16 protein-coding genes and 2 pseudogenes are annotated in these 18482 nt (G+C 34.0%); 7 read left to right on the forward strand and 11 right to left on the reverse strand.

Annotation, left to right across the window (positions count from 1 at the left end; all coding sequences use genetic code 11):
* Positions 1–142 precede the first annotated feature (142 nt).
* The gene (locus tag STK_RS06175) at positions 143–1615 is read right to left on the reverse strand and encodes a CoA-acylating methylmalonate-semialdehyde dehydrogenase (protein ID WP_010979130.1); all 1473 of its coding nucleotides are present in this window, start codon (positions 1613–1615) and stop codon (positions 143–145) included.
* 429 nt (positions 1616–2044) lie between these two features.
* On the opposite strand from STK_RS06175, the pseudogene STK_RS14815 reads away from it, so the two are divergent.
* Positions 2045–2947, forward strand: a pseudogene (locus tag STK_RS14815) (IS1 family transposase).
* Positions 2948–3113: 166 nt separating this feature from the next.
* Positions 3114–3266 carry a DUF4322 domain-containing protein gene (locus STK_RS15655; RefSeq protein WP_084742645.1) on the forward strand — a complete coding sequence of 51 codons (153 nt, stop codon included), beginning with the start codon at positions 3114–3116 and terminating at the stop codon, positions 3264–3266.
* Positions 3267–3570: 304 nt separating this feature from the next.
* Here STK_RS15655 and STK_RS06185 read toward each other — a convergent pair whose 3' ends face one another.
* A complete protein-coding gene (locus tag STK_RS06185; RefSeq protein ID WP_010979131.1) occupies positions 3571–5172 on the reverse strand; it encodes an NCS1 family nucleobase:cation symporter-1 in 1602 nt (533 codons plus the stop codon).
* A 6-nt stretch (positions 5173–5178) separates the two neighbouring features.
* The gene (gene hydA, locus STK_RS06190; protein WP_010979132.1) at positions 5179–6573 is read right to left on the reverse strand and encodes a dihydropyrimidinase; all 1395 of its coding nucleotides are present in this window, start codon (positions 6571–6573) and stop codon (positions 5179–5181) included.
* A 154-nt stretch (positions 6574–6727) separates the two neighbouring features.
* Here hydA and preA point away from each other — a divergent pair, with 154 nt between their 5' ends.
* Both preA and STK_RS06200 read left to right on the forward strand, forming a co-directional pair.
* Positions 6728–7780, forward strand: a complete 1053-nt coding sequence (preA, locus tag STK_RS06195) for an NAD-dependent dihydropyrimidine dehydrogenase subunit PreA (protein ID WP_010979134.1) — start codon at positions 6728–6730, stop codon at positions 7778–7780.
* On the forward strand, positions 7773–8609 hold the full coding sequence (locus STK_RS06200; protein ID WP_052846484.1) for a carbon-nitrogen hydrolase family protein: 837 nt from the start codon (positions 7773–7775) through the stop codon (positions 8607–8609). Before preA ends, STK_RS06200 begins: the two co-directional genes overlap by 8 nt.
* A gap of 645 nt (positions 8610–9254) precedes the next feature.
* Here the strand turns inward: STK_RS06200 and STK_RS06205 are convergent.
* The 3 genes and pseudogenes from STK_RS06205 to STK_RS15215 all read right to left on the reverse strand — a co-directional run.
* Positions 9255–10199: an IS110-like element ISSto5 family transposase gene (locus tag STK_RS06205; RefSeq protein ID WP_010979136.1), complete on the reverse strand. Its 945-nt coding sequence runs from the start codon at positions 10197–10199 to the stop codon at positions 9255–9257.
* A 143-nt stretch (positions 10200–10342) separates the two neighbouring features.
* Positions 10343–10606 (reverse strand): hypothetical protein, encoded by a 264-nt coding sequence (locus tag STK_RS06210; RefSeq protein WP_052846485.1) that lies wholly within the window; start codon positions 10604–10606, stop codon positions 10343–10345.
* A 32-nt stretch (positions 10607–10638) separates the two neighbouring features.
* Positions 10639–10902: pseudogene (locus STK_RS15215) on the reverse strand (hypothetical protein); the annotation flags it as partial.
* Positions 10903–11144: 242 nt separating this feature from the next.
* On the opposite strand from STK_RS15215, the gene STK_RS06215 reads away from it, so the two are divergent.
* Complete coding sequence (locus STK_RS06215) at positions 11145–11321, forward strand: hypothetical protein (protein WP_198429760.1); 177 nt, start codon at positions 11145–11147, stop codon at positions 11319–11321.
* 322 nt (positions 11322–11643) lie between these two features.
* Here the strand turns inward: STK_RS06215 and STK_RS06220 are convergent, their stop codons facing one another.
* Positions 11644–12339: a protein-L-isoaspartate O-methyltransferase family protein gene (locus STK_RS06220; RefSeq protein ID WP_010979138.1), complete on the reverse strand. Its 696-nt coding sequence runs from the start codon at positions 12337–12339 to the stop codon at positions 11644–11646.
* 72 nt (positions 12340–12411) lie between these two features.
* On the opposite strand from STK_RS06220, the gene treH1 reads away from it, so the two are divergent.
* Positions 12412–14127 carry an alpha,alpha-trehalase TreH1 gene (treH1, locus tag STK_RS06225; RefSeq protein WP_010979139.1) on the forward strand — a complete coding sequence of 572 codons (1716 nt, stop codon included), beginning with the start codon at positions 12412–12414 and terminating at the stop codon, positions 14125–14127.
* Positions 14128–14186: 59 nt separating this feature from the next.
* Here the strand turns inward: treH1 and STK_RS06230 are convergent, their stop codons facing one another.
* The 3 genes from STK_RS06230 to STK_RS06240 form a co-directional block, all read right to left on the reverse strand.
* Entirely contained in the window at positions 14187–14564 is a 378-nt protein-coding gene (locus STK_RS06230) for a type II toxin-antitoxin system VapC family toxin (RefSeq protein ID WP_010979140.1), read from the reverse strand.
* Complete coding sequence (locus STK_RS06235) at positions 14530–14784, reverse strand: antitoxin VapB family protein (RefSeq protein WP_010979141.1); 255 nt, start codon at positions 14782–14784, stop codon at positions 14530–14532. Before STK_RS06235 ends, STK_RS06230 begins: the two co-directional genes overlap by 35 nt.
* An 86-nt stretch (positions 14785–14870) precedes the next feature.
* Positions 14871–15542, reverse strand: a complete 672-nt coding sequence (locus STK_RS06240) for a hypothetical protein (protein WP_010979142.1) — start codon at positions 15540–15542, stop codon at positions 14871–14873.
* A 179-nt stretch (positions 15543–15721) separates the two neighbouring features.
* Between STK_RS06240 and sor the strand changes: the two genes are divergently transcribed.
* Positions 15722–16657, forward strand: coding sequence for a sulfur oxygenase/reductase (gene sor, locus STK_RS06245; protein WP_010979143.1), 936 nt, complete (start codon positions 15722–15724; stop codon positions 16655–16657).
* Positions 16658–16885: 228 nt separating this feature from the next.
* Here the strand turns inward: sor and STK_RS06250 are convergent, their stop codons facing one another.
* Positions 16886–18460 (reverse strand): serine protease, encoded by a 1575-nt coding sequence (locus STK_RS06250; protein ID WP_052846938.1) that lies wholly within the window; start codon positions 18458–18460, stop codon positions 16886–16888.
* Between the last annotated feature and the right edge of the window lie 22 nt (positions 18461–18482).

Below are 18482 nucleotides of genomic sequence, written 5' to 3' on the forward strand. Positions count from 1 at the left end.
ACATTTTATTAGTATTTTTATAGACTAAATCTTAAGAACTTCTAAATAGTCTCAAATTAGCATATTTTAAATATACATATATATCAAAAATAAAAATCTTAATATTTTCTAATAATAAAAAGAATAAAGAATATTTTAACATTTACCACCTCTCTATAACTACTTTTCTATCTGTAAAGAAATCAATACTATCTATTTGTCCATGAAGAACACCGAAGAACGAGTCCTTCTTACCTCCAAATGGGAAGAAGGCCATAGGCTGGGCAACACCAACGTTTATTCCAATATTCCCAGCACTTACTTCTCTTCTAAATTTCCTAGCATAATAGCCGCTTGTAGTGAATATTGATGCAGCATTACCGTAGTTGCTCTTATTTATCATATCAATAGCCTCATCTAAACTCTTAGCCCTAATTATTGAAGCTACTGGACCGAAAATCTCCTCCTTAGCTATAACCATTTCTGGGGTGACTTCATCAAATATTGTAGGTCCTACAAAATATCCGTTGGGATAATCCTCAACTCTAAAATTCCTACCATCAAGTATTAACTTAGCTCCTTCTTCAACACCTTTCTCAATATATCCCAAAATCCTCTTCTTAGCATCTCTAGTGACAACAGGTCCCATGTCAACACTTTCATCTAAACCATAGCCCAATTTAAGCCCTCTTGCAGCCTCTACAAACTTTCTCTTAACTTCATCATATACATCTCCAACAATAACGAGGTTAGCAGCAGCCAAGCATCTCTGTCCTGCATTACCAAAGAAGGCCGAGAGAATAGAAGGAATGACTTTATTTAGGTCAGCATCTGGCATTACTACAATAAAGTTCTTTGCACCCGCTTGGACTATAGCTCTCTTACCATTCAATCCAGCTTTTTCGTAAACATATCTCCCAACCTTAGTTGATCCGACGAAAGTTACTCCTTTTATAAACTTATTCTCTAGAAATTCATCAACAACATCCTTAGCTCCATGAACTATATTGATAACACCTTTGGGAAGTTTAACTTCTTCAAAAATCTTAATAACATAATCCATAGTAACTGGGGTAATTTCAGAAGGTTTAACAACGACAGTATTACCTAGCACTATGGCATAAGGAATAAACCAGAAGGGAACCATAGCTGGAAAATTAAATGGAGTAATAATGCCGAAAACACCTAATGGTTCTCTAATACTAACTTCATCAATATCTTGAGAAACTTGATCCATATGTTCACCTTTAGCTAATGTATAAGCAACTGAAATTGCACTTTCAACGCTTTCAATAGTTCTTCTTAATTCGCCTCTAGCCTCCTGGATAGTCTTACCATGGTTCTGGGTAATAATCCTTGATAAGGTCTCATAATATTCCTCCAACTTGAATTTAATCCTAAACAAATACTGAAGTCTATCAGTAATTGGTAGCTCTCTCCATTTTTCAAAAGCTTCTTGAGCAGACTGAATAGCTTCCTTAGTCTCATCCTTTGTAGAAAAGGGAACTTGAGCAATAATTTCATCCTTAGCTGGATTATAAACATTTCCCCATATCTCAGTTTTAGATTCGACTCTTTGGCCATCAATATACAGTTTTAGTTTACCATAATTTTTCTGAACTTCTTCTAATAACATACCTTTTCGCGGTAATTTAGATATTGTATACCATATATATTTTTCGTTCCGATATGTTAGAAAAAATCTAATTATAAAAAATAATAGATATATTTTATTGTTTATTGTTTTTTTATAATAAAATTAGAAAATTAATAAATATATAATATACTACAATAGCTTAATAGATATTTATGTCCTAAAGAATTTGAGTTCATTTGATGTAACTCTATGCGTAAAAAGAAAATATTCACAGCTTTTCCACTAATCTATATCCTAAATCCCAAATGGGACTGTTCTCAAACAGTCATCAAATTCGATAATTGTTTGTAAAAATATTATGATATTCATAAAAATAGTTTTTCCTAATGTGATTCACTAAGAAGAGCTAGAAGTGTAAAGAGTAAAAATTATTTTAGAAAAACTTATGTGTAAGGGTCACGAGGTTATATGGGGGTTACAAGATGGACCTCGTAACCCTTGCACAATTAATACTTTTGGTTCTGAGGAATTTAAGCTAATAAAACAGATTTAGAAGACCTTGCTTACGCAATAGCAGCATACCTACTAGGAGTACAAGTCACCAAGCTAGGAATACCACCATCAACACTATACTAAAAAACTCGGAGTAAAGAGGAGAAGAGAAGGAAAAACCACCTTGTCTCTCATGCAAATCAAACAAAATAGTAAAGAATGGTTCATCTAGAGGAAAAACAAAATACAAGTGCAGCGGAAGAACATTCTACAAAAACACAAGATGGGTAAAGAATAAAAGGAAAGGATATTGAAAGAGTACACTAACAGAATGAGTATGAGAGGAATAGCAAGGGTTGAAGGAAAACCATTAACAACAATATAAAGAGGAAGGGGATAGAGGTATACGCACACTTATTAATCCTACAAGAACAACTAAAGAACTTCACAGCAAAATCCACGGTAATTGATGAGAGTTGGACTTACACGGTCCAAAAAGGGAGAACTTGTGGATATGGAATGCGTTGCAAGATGGTGTACCCTTCTTCACCACGGGTGATAGGGGTTATAGGACTTTCAGTTACCTCTTGAATACCCAAGAGCAAAGTATATTACACTGATGATTACTCAGTTTACCAAGTACTCAACAATCACGTTGTAAGTAAGAAGTACACCGTGGAAAGTTATAATTCTTACTGTAGGGCTCACCTAGCTAGGCTAGCAAGGGATACAAGGGCTGTTAATAGGAGTAGGAGGATGGTTAACTATAGTCTTGGCTTGTTAAACGTCATGTACCCGGTAGTTTATTCAAGGGAGAAAACTCCTTTAAATGAGGCTTACTTGAAGAGAATACAGTATATTAGAAATAAACTGATATAATATTACAAATATTTATAGAATTTCATGACTTCATGAGAACAGTCCCTCCCAAATTCATTTTACAAAAATAATTTCAAAGAATAATTAATCCCTCGATTCAGAAAATTTTATAATAAGAGAAAAAGTTAAGGTGGATGGAGTGGTATTACCTTAGTGGGAATAACACTTGATAGTTTTGGACTCCATCCGCCCAAAAACACTTTCTCTCATAAACTTCAAGGGGACAAAGGCTGATAAAGTAAAGAAAACACTTATAACAGCAGCACTTACTAGGGATTCAATAGAAAACAATGCAAAGGAATATCACCACAAACAGTAAGGAACTACGTAGAAGAATAACCACATAAAAGAAATACTACACACGATCAAAACAATCTCGATCAAAGAATTGAGTGGAAGAAAAAGTATAAGAATACCAATAGATTGAACATATAAGGGAAAACCTATGTAGGGGCCGTGAATTGCCCAATGCTATTTAATATTCAACCTGTACAAGCAACAAATAAAATAATTTTTTGTATAATTTAAAGTAAAATGTACTATGTAGATAATTTAACTTATTATATAAAAACCTCTATAATATAAGACAGTGTAACAGAAAAAAGGAAGATTTAAATCTTGGTTTATTCTGCCTTTATCATCTTAAAAATTTTTAGTGTATCTTCTGAGTAATATCCATGCAATAAAGATCCCTTTAGTTCTGGTTGATATTTTGGTATTATCCAGTATTTCATTAGAGGAAGATATATCGCACCAGAAAGCAAGAATGATAGTAACCATGAATTATCTAATGCTATACTCTCTCCTGGATAAGGCAAGTAGAGTATTGCTGCAACTATTATAAAAGCTATTACTGCAGCTGGATTTATTCCTTTCCAGTATCGAAATCTTCCCTTACTTAAAAATATATCAGCTAAGTCAAATTTAAATCTTCTTACGATTGCGTAATCAAACATTATTACTCCCTCAATGCTACCTAAAAGTCCACCATAAGTTAATAACCAACTGTCTATATAACTATATGCATTACCGTAATAGGTCCATGCTCCTAATGCTAATGATATTGCTACTACTATTAATGAACCTCTGAACCAGGATAAGTACTTGGGAAAAGTATTTGCTATATCATAGGCAGGGCCTATAGCATTAGCAAAAGCATTTACTAAGAATGTCGCTAGTATAAACGATAAGAGTATTAATATGTTAGCGGGACTCGACATATGTAAAGTTACCAAAACTATTGGATCCCATATTGGTATCCCATAAAGTTTTAGTGCAGCTGCAGTAGTCATAGAGCCCATAACAGCCACTATTAACATTAATAGTGGCATAGGAGCTTGTCCTGCTATTTGCGAAAATTGACTTTTTGCAAATCTGACATAGTCTGGCATGGTTATTGCCATGGTTGCCCAATAAGCTATGTTAGCGTTAAGAAAAGCTAATATTGTAAGTATCGAAGCAGAAGAAGTTGAAGAGGATAATGTAAATATGTTAACTGACCAACCTACCCTACTCATAAAAGTTGTCCATACTACAATGAATGCAATTAATACTACTAAACCTCCAATTCTCGCGAGCCATTTTAATAAAGGCTGAGATTTCTTTATGGGAGAAAAGTAGAAAACTAATATCTGTAATAAAATGACTATAACGAAAGTTGCCCAAAATACTCCAGGAAAATCTTTGCTTAAAACAAACGGATAGTCAGCATAATGACTTACGGTATATGCTACCACACTTAATTTTCCAGATAATATTGCATAAATTGCCGTTGCTGCTTCAGTGATTATATAACTTTCTATTCCCCACCAACCTGCTCCTATTACAGCTCTTAGCCAACTAGGAAACATTGCACCATAAACTCCCCATCTTGACCTAGTTAATTGAGGTTCTGCTAGTCCATATCTTGCCCCTCCATGTGATTGGATAATCATAGGAATAAGAACAATAGCGTTTCCTAAAAATACTAGAGATATCGACTGGATAATATTTAATCCAAATACTAAACCCACGCTAGCTAATGTCCAACTTGGAATTATAAAAACCATTGAGACCCATATCATAAAAAATGTAAATGCACCCCAGTTTCTATTTTTGACAGGTGTTGGATGTATATCTGCATTCCATAGGAATTTTTCATTTGGAAAAGTCTCCGTAAGTTCTACTTGACCCGTTTCTGGGTAGTATTTTGTTATAGACACTCTATCTATAACCTTTTCCGTCATTTTCCATCACACTAAAACGGGTGTTTTGCCTGGTATGTATTTACCGCTTCCTTTTTTGCCTATTACTTGACCTTCTTCATAAACTATTTCTCCTCTCCTTATAGTCATAATATTCCATCCCTCTACTTCCATTCCTTCATATATCGTGTAGTTAATATTACTATGAAGAACATCTGCAGATATCCTAACTTTTCTATTAGGATCTATTACTGCAAAGTCAGCATCAGAGCCAGGCATTATAGTTCCCTTTCTTGGATATAAACCAAATAGCCTTGCAGGATTATAAGATGTAACTTCAATAAATCTTTCCATACCTATTATTCCCTTCTTTACACCATAATAGAATAGGATAGGTAGAATAGTTTCAGTACCTGGTACTCCGTTAGGAATCTCATGGAAAGGAGGCACTTCCTCTCTATACCTCTTCTTTTGAGCATCAGAATATACACAATGATCACTACCTACAGTAAAAATGTCACCAGAGGCTAACCTCATCCATAATTTAGTTCTCTGCTCATCACTTCTTAAAGGAGGACTCATAACATATCTGTAACCATCAGGCCTCTTTAAGAAATCAGTGTTTAAAGTTAAATAGTGAGGAACAGTTTCATTATAAAACTTGAAACCTTGCTTTCTATAGGATGACATAATATCTACCGCTTCACCAGTAGACGTATGCACTATATACATTTTAACGTCTTTACCTAGCATACTTGCGATAGACGCTATTCTGTTTGTAGCCTCTATTTCCATTATGTCGGGCCTAGAATAATAATGATATATAGGCTCTATCTTGCCCTCTGAAACGAATTGTTGTATCAATTCATTAATAATTTCTCCGTTTTCTGCGTGTATACCTATTACACCACCAAAATCATTAATCCTTTTTATTAATTTATATAATTCCCCATCTGATAGCATAAACTCGTTTTTATAAGCCATAAATAACTTAAAACTCACTACCCCCTTATTTATTATTTCTGGGATTTGTTCAAGAATTTTAGTATTACTCTCTCGTATAATCATATGAAGACCATAATCTGAAATGACTTTAGGATCAGCATTACTCCTCCATTGCTCATATGCACTTAATAAATCTTGACCTTTAGCTGGAGTTATGAAATCTACAATAGTAGTTACGCCTCCTGCAACTGCAGCTCTAGTACCATAATAGAAGTCATCTGCGGTAACTTCTTTCATAAAGGGAAATTCCATGTGAGTATGACCATCTATTAAACCTGGTACAACATACTTTCCAGTTAAGTCTATTACTTTATTTGCTTGTTCTTGTATATCTCCTCCTATTTTGGCTATTTTACCATCTTTTATTGCAATATCTCCTTCGAAAGGTCCTGATACGGTAAATGCTTTTACATTTTTCAGAATTAAATCATAGACCATCAGAATACCATATAGCTTTAATTGCTTTATAAATCATACTGTCATTAATAATGGATTTTTTTAAGCAAAAAAGGGAATAAAATTGTTGAATTGGAAACTATTTAAGCTAAATAATAGATAAATATTTATTTTGTCCAATTAAATTATTTATATAATGATAGATCTATCAGTAACTTTCCAAGGAATAACATTTCCAAATCCTTTTTTAGTAGGCTCTGGTCCAACAACTGGGAATCCTCCAAAAATAATTTCGGCAATAAGAGCAGGTTGGGGAGGAGTAGTTGTTAAAACTATAGGGGACTCAATAGTTAGAAAATCAGTAAGACCTATGTATGCTACAATTAGAAGGAATAGAGAAATAATAGCATTTGAAAACTTAGAACTGATAACAGAAGATCCCTTAGAAGTATGGGATAAATATCTAAGAGTAATAAAATCTGAAATAGGGAAAAGTGCTCCCATTATAGTAAGTATAATGGGAGGTCCAGATTACTCTGAATGGATTAGGTTAGCAAGATGGGCAGAAGATAGGGGTGCTGATATGCTAGAGTTAAACTTTGGTTGTCCTCATGGAGAACCAGAAAAAAGAACTGGGGCATTCATAGGACAGCATGCGGATCTTGTACAAGAATATACTAAAGAAGTAGTATCATCCGTAGGAATACCGGTAATAGCTAAATTAACTCCAAATATTACAGATATTAGAGAGACAGCAAAAGCAGCTGAGAATGCGGGGGCTAAGGCAGTAACTGCAATTAATACCGTTAATGGTGTAATAGCGGTTGACATAGAGAGAGCTCAACCACTACCAGATATTAATGGTTATTCTGGATATGGCGGAATCTCAGGCCCAGCAGTTAAACCAATAGGTTTAGCTGCGGTATCAAAGATTTATACATCAACTTCTTTACAGATAAGTGGAGTAGGAGGAATATTTGATTGGAGAGATGCTGTTGAATATATAATGATGGGAGCTACTACAGTTCAGTCTGTTACTTATACTATTCTTAAAGGATTTGAATTCATAAATGAGTGGAAAAAAGAACTGGAATCCTTTATGGAGAGAAAAGGTTATAGAGCTATCGAAGATATGAGAGGGTTGGCTGCGAAGAAGATGACAACGTACGAAGTATTGGAGAAAGTAACAAAAAGGAGAACTAGTGTTGATGAAGAAATTAATACAGTAAGAGATGAAACACATGGTTAAAATTGCAATGATACAAATGGGAAGTGTAGAATCTAAGGAAGCAAATATACAGAAAGCTCTAGAGTATACAAAGGCCGCAGTTAAAGATGGAGCAGAACTAATAGTATATAACGAGTTATTTACAACACAATATTTCCCCGCTACAGAAGATCCAAAATTCTTCGATTTAGCAGAGCCAGAAGACGGGCCTACGGTAAGAGTTTTTGCTGAATTTTCTAAACAGTACAAAATAGGTATGATAATAACTATCTTTGAAGAAGATAAAAAAATTAAAGGAATATATTATGATACAGCTATTTTCATAAAAGATGGCAAGGTATTGGGTAAATATAGGAAAACTCATATACCTCAAGTGCCTGGTTACTATGAGAAGTTCTATTTCAAACCAGGGAAAGAATATCCAGTATTCGATTTCGGAGGATATAAGATTGGGGCAGTAATATGTTATGATCGTCATTTTCCTGAAGGTGTTAGAATACTAACACTGAAGGGTGCAGATATAGTTACAATACCTACTACAACAAACTTTTATCCCGAAACCTGGGAACTAGAATTAAGAGCTCATGCTGCATTTAACACAATATACGTCGTGGGAGTAAATAGGACTCCAGAAATTTTCCAAGGTAAGGAAATAGATTATTTTGGCAAAAGTTTAGTAGCAGATCCTACAGGAAATATATTAAAAGAAATGAGTAGCCAAGAAGGTTATGAAATAGTCGATGTTAATCTTGATTTTATTAGAGAAAGAAGGAAAAAAGCTCCATTCTTAAGAGATAGAAAGCCAGAAAACTATACAGAAATTTCATCATTATATATTGAAACCATATGATTTTTTATTTCATGATTTCGTTAATCATATGTTAATGATTTATTTAAGATATACTACGAAGAATTAATGTATTAAAGAGAAAGTTAAAATATTTTTTAATTTTTTATATAATAAAAAGTTTGCAAAATATTATCTGTTGATTTGATAGGAAATTTTTGTTTTATAAGATATTGTACGACTCTCGTAATATAGCCATTTAACTATAAATCTTCTTTGTTATATTCCAAAAATATATGTATGAATTTATGTAGGATTTTATCTTTATAAGGATTAAGTAAGTTAATGTTTTGTGGATCATTCAAATTTTTATCAGAGATAACGTTAAACTTTGCTTTTAAATTAACGCTTGATTTTGAATTTAACAAAAATTTACGAATCTAAAATTTAAGAAGATTAGAAGCATCCCATAAAGTAGTATGCTAATGAATTTATACCATAGACCCCAATTTCATCACCCAGAAAATAATTCAGTGGAGTTAAAAATTGGATAAAATAATTTGACTAAATATTCTTGTAAAGTAGTGATATTTTCTTGTAATAACAAGAGTCTGAAGCTTCCGGGAGTGTGGAGCTTCCGGTATAAAAACCTTTCCATCGAAAATCAAGCATAGTCCACACTACTTCTGAAAAACAAGACTCTCCTTATCACTCGCCAGCATCAAAGGGCTTATTATAATACAGTACAGCCCAAGTAATAACAGCAAGCTTCCTTGCACAAGCAATAATCAACTTATTACCCCTCAACCTTCCCTTGTGCTCCTCATAAAAACGCTTAATAACAGGGTTAACCCTAATAGCAGTTAAAGCTGCAAGATAAAAAGCCCTCCTCAAAACAGCATCACCTTTCTTAGAAATACCCCTTGAAACAACACCCTTCCCACTAGACTCAACAACCGGATCAAGACCACAATAAGCAACAAACCTCCTCTTATCAGAAAAACGCCTAACATCACCAACCCTAGCCAAAATAATACAACCCAGCGTCCTACCAATACCCGGAATAGTGAAAATCAAACTATCCTTGGGAACAAAATTCTCAAGCTCCTCCTCAATCTCCCTCTTCCTACCCTCAAGCCTCTCCAGTTCCCCTAAAAGAAACCTAACCTCAGACAACACTACATTATCCTCCCCTCTCAATACCTCATTCAAGTTCTCCTTGGACAAACTATCCCTATAACCCAAGAGGATTAAATCCCTCCTCAACCTATTCTTAACCCTAACAATACTTCTTGTCACAAAATCCCATTGGCTTGTTAACTCCCTAGCCTCATTAGTTACACTACCCATATTAACAACTAATTCCGCAAGCTTTTTAGCATCATTCTTATCACTCTTTTTACCCCTAAAATCCTTAAACCTCTTGAGTACTAAGGGGTTAATAATCCTAACATCATACTCATTACCCAAGTACTTAACCAAGTTAATGTGGTAAACTCCAGTACTTTCAATACCTATCTTGCAACCCTTAGGCAAGATTTGCTTTACTCCCTCAAACCCTTGCTTATTATTAGGAAACTCATATAATTTACCTTGGAAATACACTACTAATTTATCTTTTGATATATCTATTCCTGCAACTGGGGCCTCCATATATACTCACCCTTATGTTTTATTCGAGCTTCAAGCCCAACTTCCGGTACGAATTTGGAGGCGGGCCAAGCTCCCCGTCGAGCTTTGAGCCCAAGGAAGTCAACGGCCTCAACCCCAGTCAGATCTGTATTACGCAGATCTGACTAATATGTTTTATATAAGGAGGTCAGTATGAAGGATTCTATTTCGTATTTCTCAAATACATCTATCACTAACCTTCTAATTTTCTCTGAGTCGTTAGTAGCGTGAATAATATAATCTTTTCCTAATGTCCGTTTAATCTCCTTAAAAGCCTTACCGAATTTTGTCTCTTCTATCGAATTACTATCATCTGAGACTACTATACTTATAACATAGGGTGATATAGGATCGTGGTCTCCAGAAGTATCAATACCTAAAAATAACATAAAGGTTTTTATTACTGACCTCCTCCCCCGCCCTAAAGGGCGAGGGTTCCCTTAGGGCGGTTCATAGGTTTGTGGTTTACCACCTTCATCCTCACAACTTCATAGCTAGTGGGTGCGTAAAGCACCCACCCCGCTCCGTTCATCCAGCGGTAGACCACGGGCTGGGTCTTCAGCCCATTACCCCTATCCCTCACCAAGAGTTGCCCTCTGCTCTTGGCTCTTGGGGACTCGGGGATATGTAGTTCTGTGCGGGGACACATATCTTCAGTATGCCCACCTTTGTGGGCTTCCCCGCACTTTATTAATAGTTTTAAGCTAAGATTAAAAACTTTACCCCGCCTTAAAAGGCGAGGCTTGCCCCGCGTTTTGTCATACTACTTGACAGGAACAAAGTTGACAAAAAATATTTATTAAGAGTTTTAATTTTAATGAGAACTCTACGTTTGCGTTTTACGATAATCCTATATTTGATGATTTGTTAGAGAGGATTGTTAGAAAATCTTTTAGGGTGTCATTATCGAAACATGGAAGGAGTTATATGAGTGTTCCTCTGCAGATTGCTGATTACTTTTCCTACTTCTGGTGGGAACTCTTTTCGGGTAAACTAAAAGACTACGTATCTTTTGAGAAAATACTTAGCTTAACCATTAAAGTCGATATTGTAGGTTTAAACAGAAAAATTTCTCTAACTAAAATACCCGTTGAAAGTACTTAACTATTCACATTATGTTAATCTATGCGTAATCAGATTTAATTAAGGAATATAGCTTGTAAATCTATTTTTAATAGCAAATAAAATAAGAGAACAAGAAAAACTGAATAGCATTTATAGGAAAATCGCTACATTTTTACATGACGTTGAACAAATCTAAGAAATATTGTCCTATTTACTGAAAAATTGTTTCTGATAAACTAAATAAAGTAAGGGAATAAATTCAAAGTATTTATTGGTTCATGAAAAAATATTATAATTTTTTATGGTAAGGGAATTTCCTTAAACTACTAACTGAAGAGTGCCTTATCTAATGCTAAAAAAATTAAGTTTTCTTTACTAAATTATCTAATATTGACTTTATTTGTCTTTCTAATTTATTAACTCTAAATTCAATATCATCATAATCATCATAAAAACCGTAAAGACCTCCAATTCTTCCGAACATAACTTCCCCTAGGTTCTCAAGCGAAGGGCTATTTCCTTTCTTAATTACTTTGTAAAGTTTCTGCACTCTCCCAACTCCTATTGGCAAAATCATTATTCCTCCCTCTTTAAGCTGTTCGTAAGGTTTACAAAGAAGCGTAGGTGCTGTTGCCCAAACGACCACTCTGTCGTAGGGTTTTTCTTCCTCATATCCTAAAGTCCCATCTCCAAGTATAAGTTTTATATTATTGTAATAAGAGAGGAGTTTGGAAGCATAGTTATACATTTTCTCATTTATTTCTACGCTTACAACTTTATCGACAATTTCAGCAATTAAAGCAGTATAATATCCTATCCCTGTTCCTATTTCAAGAACCTTCTGTCCCTTATGAAGGTCTAGCTCATCTAGCATAAAAATTCCCAAGTTAAGAGCAGTAGTATTTATACCCGGTAGAATAGGCAGAGCTTCGTGTGTATGAGCATATGCATAATCCTTTAAGTTCTCTGGAAGGAATAAAGACCTATCGACTTTATTGAAAGCTTCAGCTAGCTCCTGAGTCTTAATCTTTCTCAATATTTCCTCTTTTTCACTCATATATTAACTACTGAATTAACGAAAATAAAGGTTTTAGGAAAGGTATTTATTTTACAAACTAGAATTTCATACGTGAAATTAGGTTTTATCTCAAACCAGATAACCTCTGCAATTATACAAGGTACTTCAATAGTTTGGTTTCCAGTTCCTAAGTTTGATTCTTCTTCAATATTTGCTAGGCTACTAGATGAAGACGGGGGAGAGTTCTCTATAGTAGTGAAGAAAGAATCTCAAATAAAGCAGTATTATGAACATCCTTTGGTGTTAACTACAGAAGTTTATACAGAAAAAGGAATGATTAAAATTACTGATTTATTACCCTTAGGTGAAACTGTAATAATAAGAAAGGTTGAAAGTGAAGTTCCATTTTCAGTAGTTTTCAAACCCTTCTTTAGATACGCGTTGTACAGACCAATAATACTAAAGGATAGGTTTATCAACTCTAAGGGTAGGGATTGCGTGGCTTTTCTCTATAGCTGGGATGGAAAAGTTAAAAGGGAAGGGCCTTTCACCTGGAAGTTTTCTGAAGGGAAGGGATTTTTAGTAGCTAATTATTCTACAGATGTGGAGCACGGAGCTTTAAGTGAAAGAGGGAAGAATTTAAGATTAGATTTTGAGAAGCCTTTCGAGAAAACTATAAAATATTGGGAAAGTTTTGAAGTTAAGTCAAGCATATATGAAGACCTTTACAAATCATCTGTTTTCGTTCTTTTAGGTTCAATTTATTCTCCTTCTGGAGCATCAATTGCAGCCCCCACTACTTCTTTACCCGAAGTTGTTGGAGGTTCAAGAAATTGGGATTATAGATTTGCTTGGGTTAGAGATTCGTCAATTACGGCTGAGGCATTGATTAATGCAGGGTTTATTGTAGAGGCTAGAAGGATAATCAATTTCCTTCTATCCTTGATCAATTTCACGTCAAAACCTTTCTATTATCCTTTATATACTATAGAAGGTACAATACCTCCACCAGAAGTTAAATTAATGTGGTTATCTGGATATAAGAACTCGAAACCCGTTAGAATAGGCAATGCTGCATCAAAACAAATACAACTTGATGTGGAGGGATTCTTCTTAAACGCACTTTATAAATACTTTGAAAAAACCGGAGACATTGTGTATGTAAAGGAGGTATTTGATAAAGTTGAATATATTGCAGATTGGGTTTCCGAAAACTGGTTATTAAAGGACTCAGGAATATGGGAGGACAGAGGTGAACCCAGGCATTATACGCACTCTAAGATAATGATGTGGGTAGCCTTAGATAGAGCTGGGAAACTCGCAGAACATATAGGCAAAGAAGATAGATGGAGAGAAAGTAGAGAATCATTGAGGAAATGGATTTTAGAAAACTGTGTAACGAATGGTTATTTTGCAAGATTTGCTGGAAGCGAAGACGTTGATTCATCAATACTTTCCGCACCTCTATACGGTTTTGTGAACGAAAGAGATATGCTGTTCTTAAACACTTTGTCCAAGATAGAGAAGGAACTTAAAGTCGGTAACTTCGTTAAGAGATATAAGACCGATTTTATGGGAGAAGCTAAACATCCGTTTCTTCTAACTACATTATGGTTAGCCAGAGTTTATGTAAGGCTAGGAAGAATTGAAGAAGCAAAGAATATAATCTCTAATATAGAAGAGATAGCAGGGAACTTAAAGCTTATAGGAGAACATGCAGATGTTGAGAAGAAAGAATTTACTGGTAATTTCCCTCAAGTCTTTGTACATGCCGAAATTATCAACTTAGTTAAGGAGCTTGAGGGGAATAAGAATAATGTAACATGATTACTAGCGAAAGTAAAGAGTTAAATCTTCAAACAGAAATTCTTTGCCTTTGCGTCTAATTATGAAAGCATAAATAACTTGAGATTTTTATATTCCTCTTTTATTCTTAGGAAATCTGTGTCTTTAGTTACAAGGGTTAAATCTCTATTAATAGCTTGAGAAGCTATTAATATGTCAAAAGATCCTATTAGCATTCCTTTATCTCTCAATCTTTTATAAATCCTTGAGGCTATCAGAGAATCTTTTAAGGTAATGCTTAAAATTTTAAATGCTGATAGAAAATCTAATATTTTATTTTCATTAATTTTACCTAATAATATCTCATATGCACTTAATGAGCTAACATAAAAATCTTCAGCCTTATCTAGAATTTCTTTTGCCTTTTTGTTTCCCTTTAAATATTCAATAATTGCTGAGCTTTCTAGCAATATCTTCATCAGTCCTCTTCCTCATTTCTTCAATTTCTTTAGCTAACCCCCTTGCTTCTTCCTCATTGAGAATTCCAAAGTATTTTTCAATCTTTTTCCTTCTCACACTTAATGATTCCTCTATTAGTTCTTCAATTATTTCACTAAAGCTTTTATCACCTTTAATCTCAAGGAGTTTCTTATATACGTCATCCCTTATCATTATGGTTTTCATATATGCTATATACATACTATAGGTAATAAGCTTACTGGTGAGTTGTTAGAAAGAAAGGTCTAATGAGTATTTTTGGATAAAACTGCTATTGAAGAGATTCTTTATTGTTCCCTAATAATATTCTTATCGTGTATATATTGGAGAGCTTTTCTCCAATCTTTTTCATATGCTTCTGATAATTTTATGAAATTAGGGTCTTCTATCACTTTCTTAATAGCATCTACGTTCACGTTATTAATAATACCTTTTTCTTTAAGTTCTAGGATCAAATATACTACGTTGACCTTGATGTGTATATTAAGTGGCTGTTCAAGCAACTCAGTAAGATAATCTTTATCTGGTTTTTCAATTAATCCTACTTCCAAGAAGTAAGGGAGTAAGCTCCATGCACTTATTCTCGTTAAAGGATCTGATCTTAGGGATTTTTCAAAGTATTCTATGTTCGACTTAAGTAAATCCAAGGATATTATTCTCTCTTTCCATAAATCATATGCTATCCACCAGGCGTTTATATCTCCTTCTCTCAATGCCCTTACTAGCTTTTTCTCATCATATTCATTTTTATCTATTATATTAAGCTTTATTAATTGAGGTAGCATTTGCCATGCATGCAAAGCTATGTCTATGTCTTCATCCTCTAATAATTCTAAAAAGTATTCCTTATACGATTTAAGATCTATGGATTTATATAATAAGTCTGCTTTTCTCCACCCATCTAATCTATCATATTTATTATTTGAAGTTAGTAATTGTTCGTAGAATCTTTTGTCCATAAATAATATGTGTAATTGTGGGCTAATATGTTTATCTATTAAATTTGAAATAAACTAAGTCAACAAAAAAATATATTTATAAAATTCTGTAGATGAGGAAAATACTTACTTTAACAGAGTTAAATGAAAAAGAATAACGTGTTTATTAACTTTAAATCAAAATAATGTAATGACCAAATATGCCGAAACCATATGTAGCAATAAACATGGTAGAAGTAAGAAATGATCCTAAAACGTTAGAACTTTTTGGAAAAGTAGGACCTAAAGTATGCATGGTCACAGCAAGACATCCAGGGTTTGTGGGATTCCAAAATCATGTACAGATAGGTGTAGTACCTCTAGGGACTAGATGGGGAGGTGCTAAAATGGAAATGAGCCAAGAAATGCACAGCTTGATGTTAATGCAATATACCTTTTGGAAGAATTGGAAAGATCATGAGGAAATGCATAAACAGAACTGGGCTAATCTCTTTAGGTTATGTCTACAATGTGCAGACCAAATGATTTGGGGACCTTATGAACCTTTATATGAAATAGTTTATGCCAATATGCCTCTTAATACAGAAATGACGGATTTCACAGTTATGGTAGGTAAGAAGTTTGCCGCTGGAGAAGCTGTATCTATTCCTCCAATTTCTCAACCTTACGGAAAGAGAGTTGTTGCCTTCGGAGAGCATATAGTAAAAGAGGGATTAGAGAATCAATTTGAGGAATATGCTATAAAAACTCTTGAAGCTTTCAGATCGGCTCCAGGATTCCTAGGAGGGATGATACTTAAAGAGATTGGAGTATCACCTTTAGGAAGTTTACAACTAAACGCAAAAGGATTTCATCAAATATTAGAGACAGCTAACGGAATGGATGTACCAGAACCAGTAACAATTTATGAAGCTCCAGAATTCAGAAATAGACCTCAGAGGTATATTGTTCATACAGAGTGGAGTGATACTAATGCACTTATGTTCGGTCTTGGGAGAGTATTGATATACCCAGAGGTAAGGCAAATCCACGATAAAGTACTAGATACATTAGTATATGGACCTTACATAAGAGTATTGAATCCAATGATGGAGGGAACGTACTGGAGAGAGTACCTGAATGAATATCATTTATAACCCTTTATTAGAACTATGTAGTAAGTAATGAAATAAAGTAAAATATAATTATTTTTATTATCTAATTAATGAGAACTAATTTATTATTAATGATTAAAACTCATTTTCTATGATGTGAACTCGTAAAATATTAAAATTAGCCGGTTATATGATAATGCTTATAGACGAAATATTCACGCCTCTAAAGATTTGATCTTTTAATTACATGAACAAATAAAAAAATTTAACTTAGATATACCACGTTAGTTCTTCAGTATTCATTACAAATCTTATATATGGCATTGAGTAATATAGTAGATCAAGATTGTGTGTTTGTAATCCATAATTCATCATCATATAACCAACAATAGATGGTCCATCGAAATAAGCTGCTGCATTTTCAAGTATTTGTGTCTCATTAGCCATATAAGAGTATATTGAATTTAGTACTACAGCTTGGTCTGTTGAATTAAGTTGCTTTAGGAAGTAGTCTCTAAATTGAATAGCCATCATCGCATAATAATTTGTAAAGAAACCAAAGTCATATATTACATTTGGATTTCTATAGATTTGAATTAGTAAAGTGATGTTTCCATAATGGGAGTTAGTTACAGCATCTAGGTACTCTGCTGCATATAAATCAGTCAAGAATGCGTTATATAACCCTTGATAAAATCCATATGGCGTTATTGTTGGTCCTACATTAATTGATAAACTTAAAGCAGCCCATGCATTTGCGAGTATTTGTTCCGTTATATTTCCATGTGATAAATACGCTGCCTCTGATGCTGTTTCAATTTTCCATAAATTGCTTAAGGTACTTGCATTATTGATTGCCTCTTGCACTTCTAAAGATAAGTTGTAGTAAGGTTGATATAAGATCTGTATTGCTTCTACTGCTGGGTTAGGTAAGAAATAGAATGCCGTATAATTTCCTTCATTTGCTAATTTCTGTGCTTCACTCCAATACTTTTGAGCTAATTGCTTAGCCGTTACATTAGTACTGCTGTTGTAAAGTTGCTGGTAAAGATGTTCTAGATATAGATAACCAATACTAAAGTTTATTGGAAAGTCTATGTAACCAGAAGGAGTTGGTAATTTACTTCCAGTGGTTATCTGGTATATTTGAGGTATTGAAGAAACCGTGTAGAGCACTTCATGGTGTTCTTTTGCAAATTGTAAAGCCATTTGGTAATTTTGACCTTCAGCTAATGCCATCATTTGAGGTACTACGAGATAATAAATCCCTCCTTGGTATAATTGTACAATTCTTTGGTAAACTACACCGGTTGAATACATATAACCTTCCAAACCAACATCACCTAAGAAGTACAATGATTTATTTAGTTCTGATTGTTGATTTAACATTGAAGCTAGATACATTACAGTTGCAGAATCTGTTTTCACAGCACCAGGTACGTTAATACAATAAGGCGAGTTAATGTATAAGTAGTAATTATATTCTGTTAATGGTTGATAAGCTAACATAGAAGCTATCACTGCAGCACCTTTAGCGCCAGCTAAATAACCATTTCCAGATAGGTATGGGTTTCCTATAAAAACTAAACCCTCTCCCGGTGTAACGTAGGCGTATTGAGAAGCAATAGTATGGTCTGGAAATACGGGATTAATCAGATAATCCTCGCCATTACCTAAATTTGCTGGATCAGAAACTGGAGAAGGAACAACTTGCTCTATTGTTTTTGTTACAGTTGTTGTAGTACTAGTGGCATTACCATTCTCTGTTTTACCTACTAAATACCCACTTATTCCTGCAACTATTATAAGTATAGTTAATATAGCAATTAAAATATTTTTATTCATTTTTATCATTTAAAGATGATTT

Source organism: Sulfurisphaera tokodaii str. 7 (genome assembly GCF_000011205.1).
Lineage (GTDB): Archaea > Thermoproteota > Thermoprotei_A > Sulfolobales > Sulfolobaceae > Sulfurisphaera > Sulfurisphaera tokodaii.

Bases quoted from the DNA above. Each gene is read 5' to 3' on its own strand.
- STK_RS06175 (WP_010979130.1), bottom strand. From the start codon at position 1,615: ATGTTATTAGAAGAAGTTCAGAAAAATTATGGTAAACTAAAACTGTAT.
- STK_RS06185 (WP_010979131.1), bottom strand. From the start codon at position 5,172: ATGACGGAAAAGGTTATAGATAGAGTGTCTATAACAAAATACTACCCA.
- hydA (WP_010979132.1), bottom strand. From the start codon at position 6,573: ATGGTCTATGATTTAATTCTGAAAAATGTAAAAGCATTTACCGTATCA.
- preA (WP_010979134.1), top strand. From the start codon at position 6,728: ATGATAGATCTATCAGTAACTTTCCAAGGAATAACATTTCCAAATCCT.
- STK_RS06200 (WP_052846484.1), top strand. From the start codon at position 7,773: ATGGTTAAAATTGCAATGATACAAATGGGAAGTGTAGAATCTAAGGAA.
- STK_RS06205 (WP_010979136.1), bottom strand. From the start codon at position 10,199: ATGGAGGCCCCAGTTGCAGGAATAGATATATCAAAAGATAAATTAGTA.
- STK_RS06210 (WP_052846485.1), bottom strand. From the start codon at position 10,606: ATGTTATTTTTAGGTATTGATACTTCTGGAGACCACGATCCTATATCA.
- STK_RS06215 (WP_198429760.1), top strand. From the start codon at position 11,145: ATGAGTGTTCCTCTGCAGATTGCTGATTACTTTTCCTACTTCTGGTGG.
- STK_RS06220 (WP_010979138.1), bottom strand. From the start codon at position 12,339: ATGAGTGAAAAAGAGGAAATATTGAGAAAGATTAAGACTCAGGAGCTA.
- STK_RS06230 (WP_010979140.1), bottom strand. From the start codon at position 14,564: ATGAAGATATTGCTAGAAAGCTCAGCAATTATTGAATATTTAAAGGGA.
- STK_RS06235 (WP_010979141.1), bottom strand. From the start codon at position 14,784: ATGTATATAGCATATATGAAAACCATAATGATAAGGGATGACGTATAT.
- STK_RS06240 (WP_010979142.1), bottom strand. From the start codon at position 15,542: ATGGACAAAAGATTCTACGAACAATTACTAACTTCAAATAATAAATAT.
- sor (WP_010979143.1), top strand. From the start codon at position 15,722: ATGCCGAAACCATATGTAGCAATAAACATGGTAGAAGTAAGAAATGAT.
- STK_RS06250 (WP_052846938.1), bottom strand. From the start codon at position 18,460: ATGAATAAAAATATTTTAATTGCTATATTAACTATACTTATAATAGTT.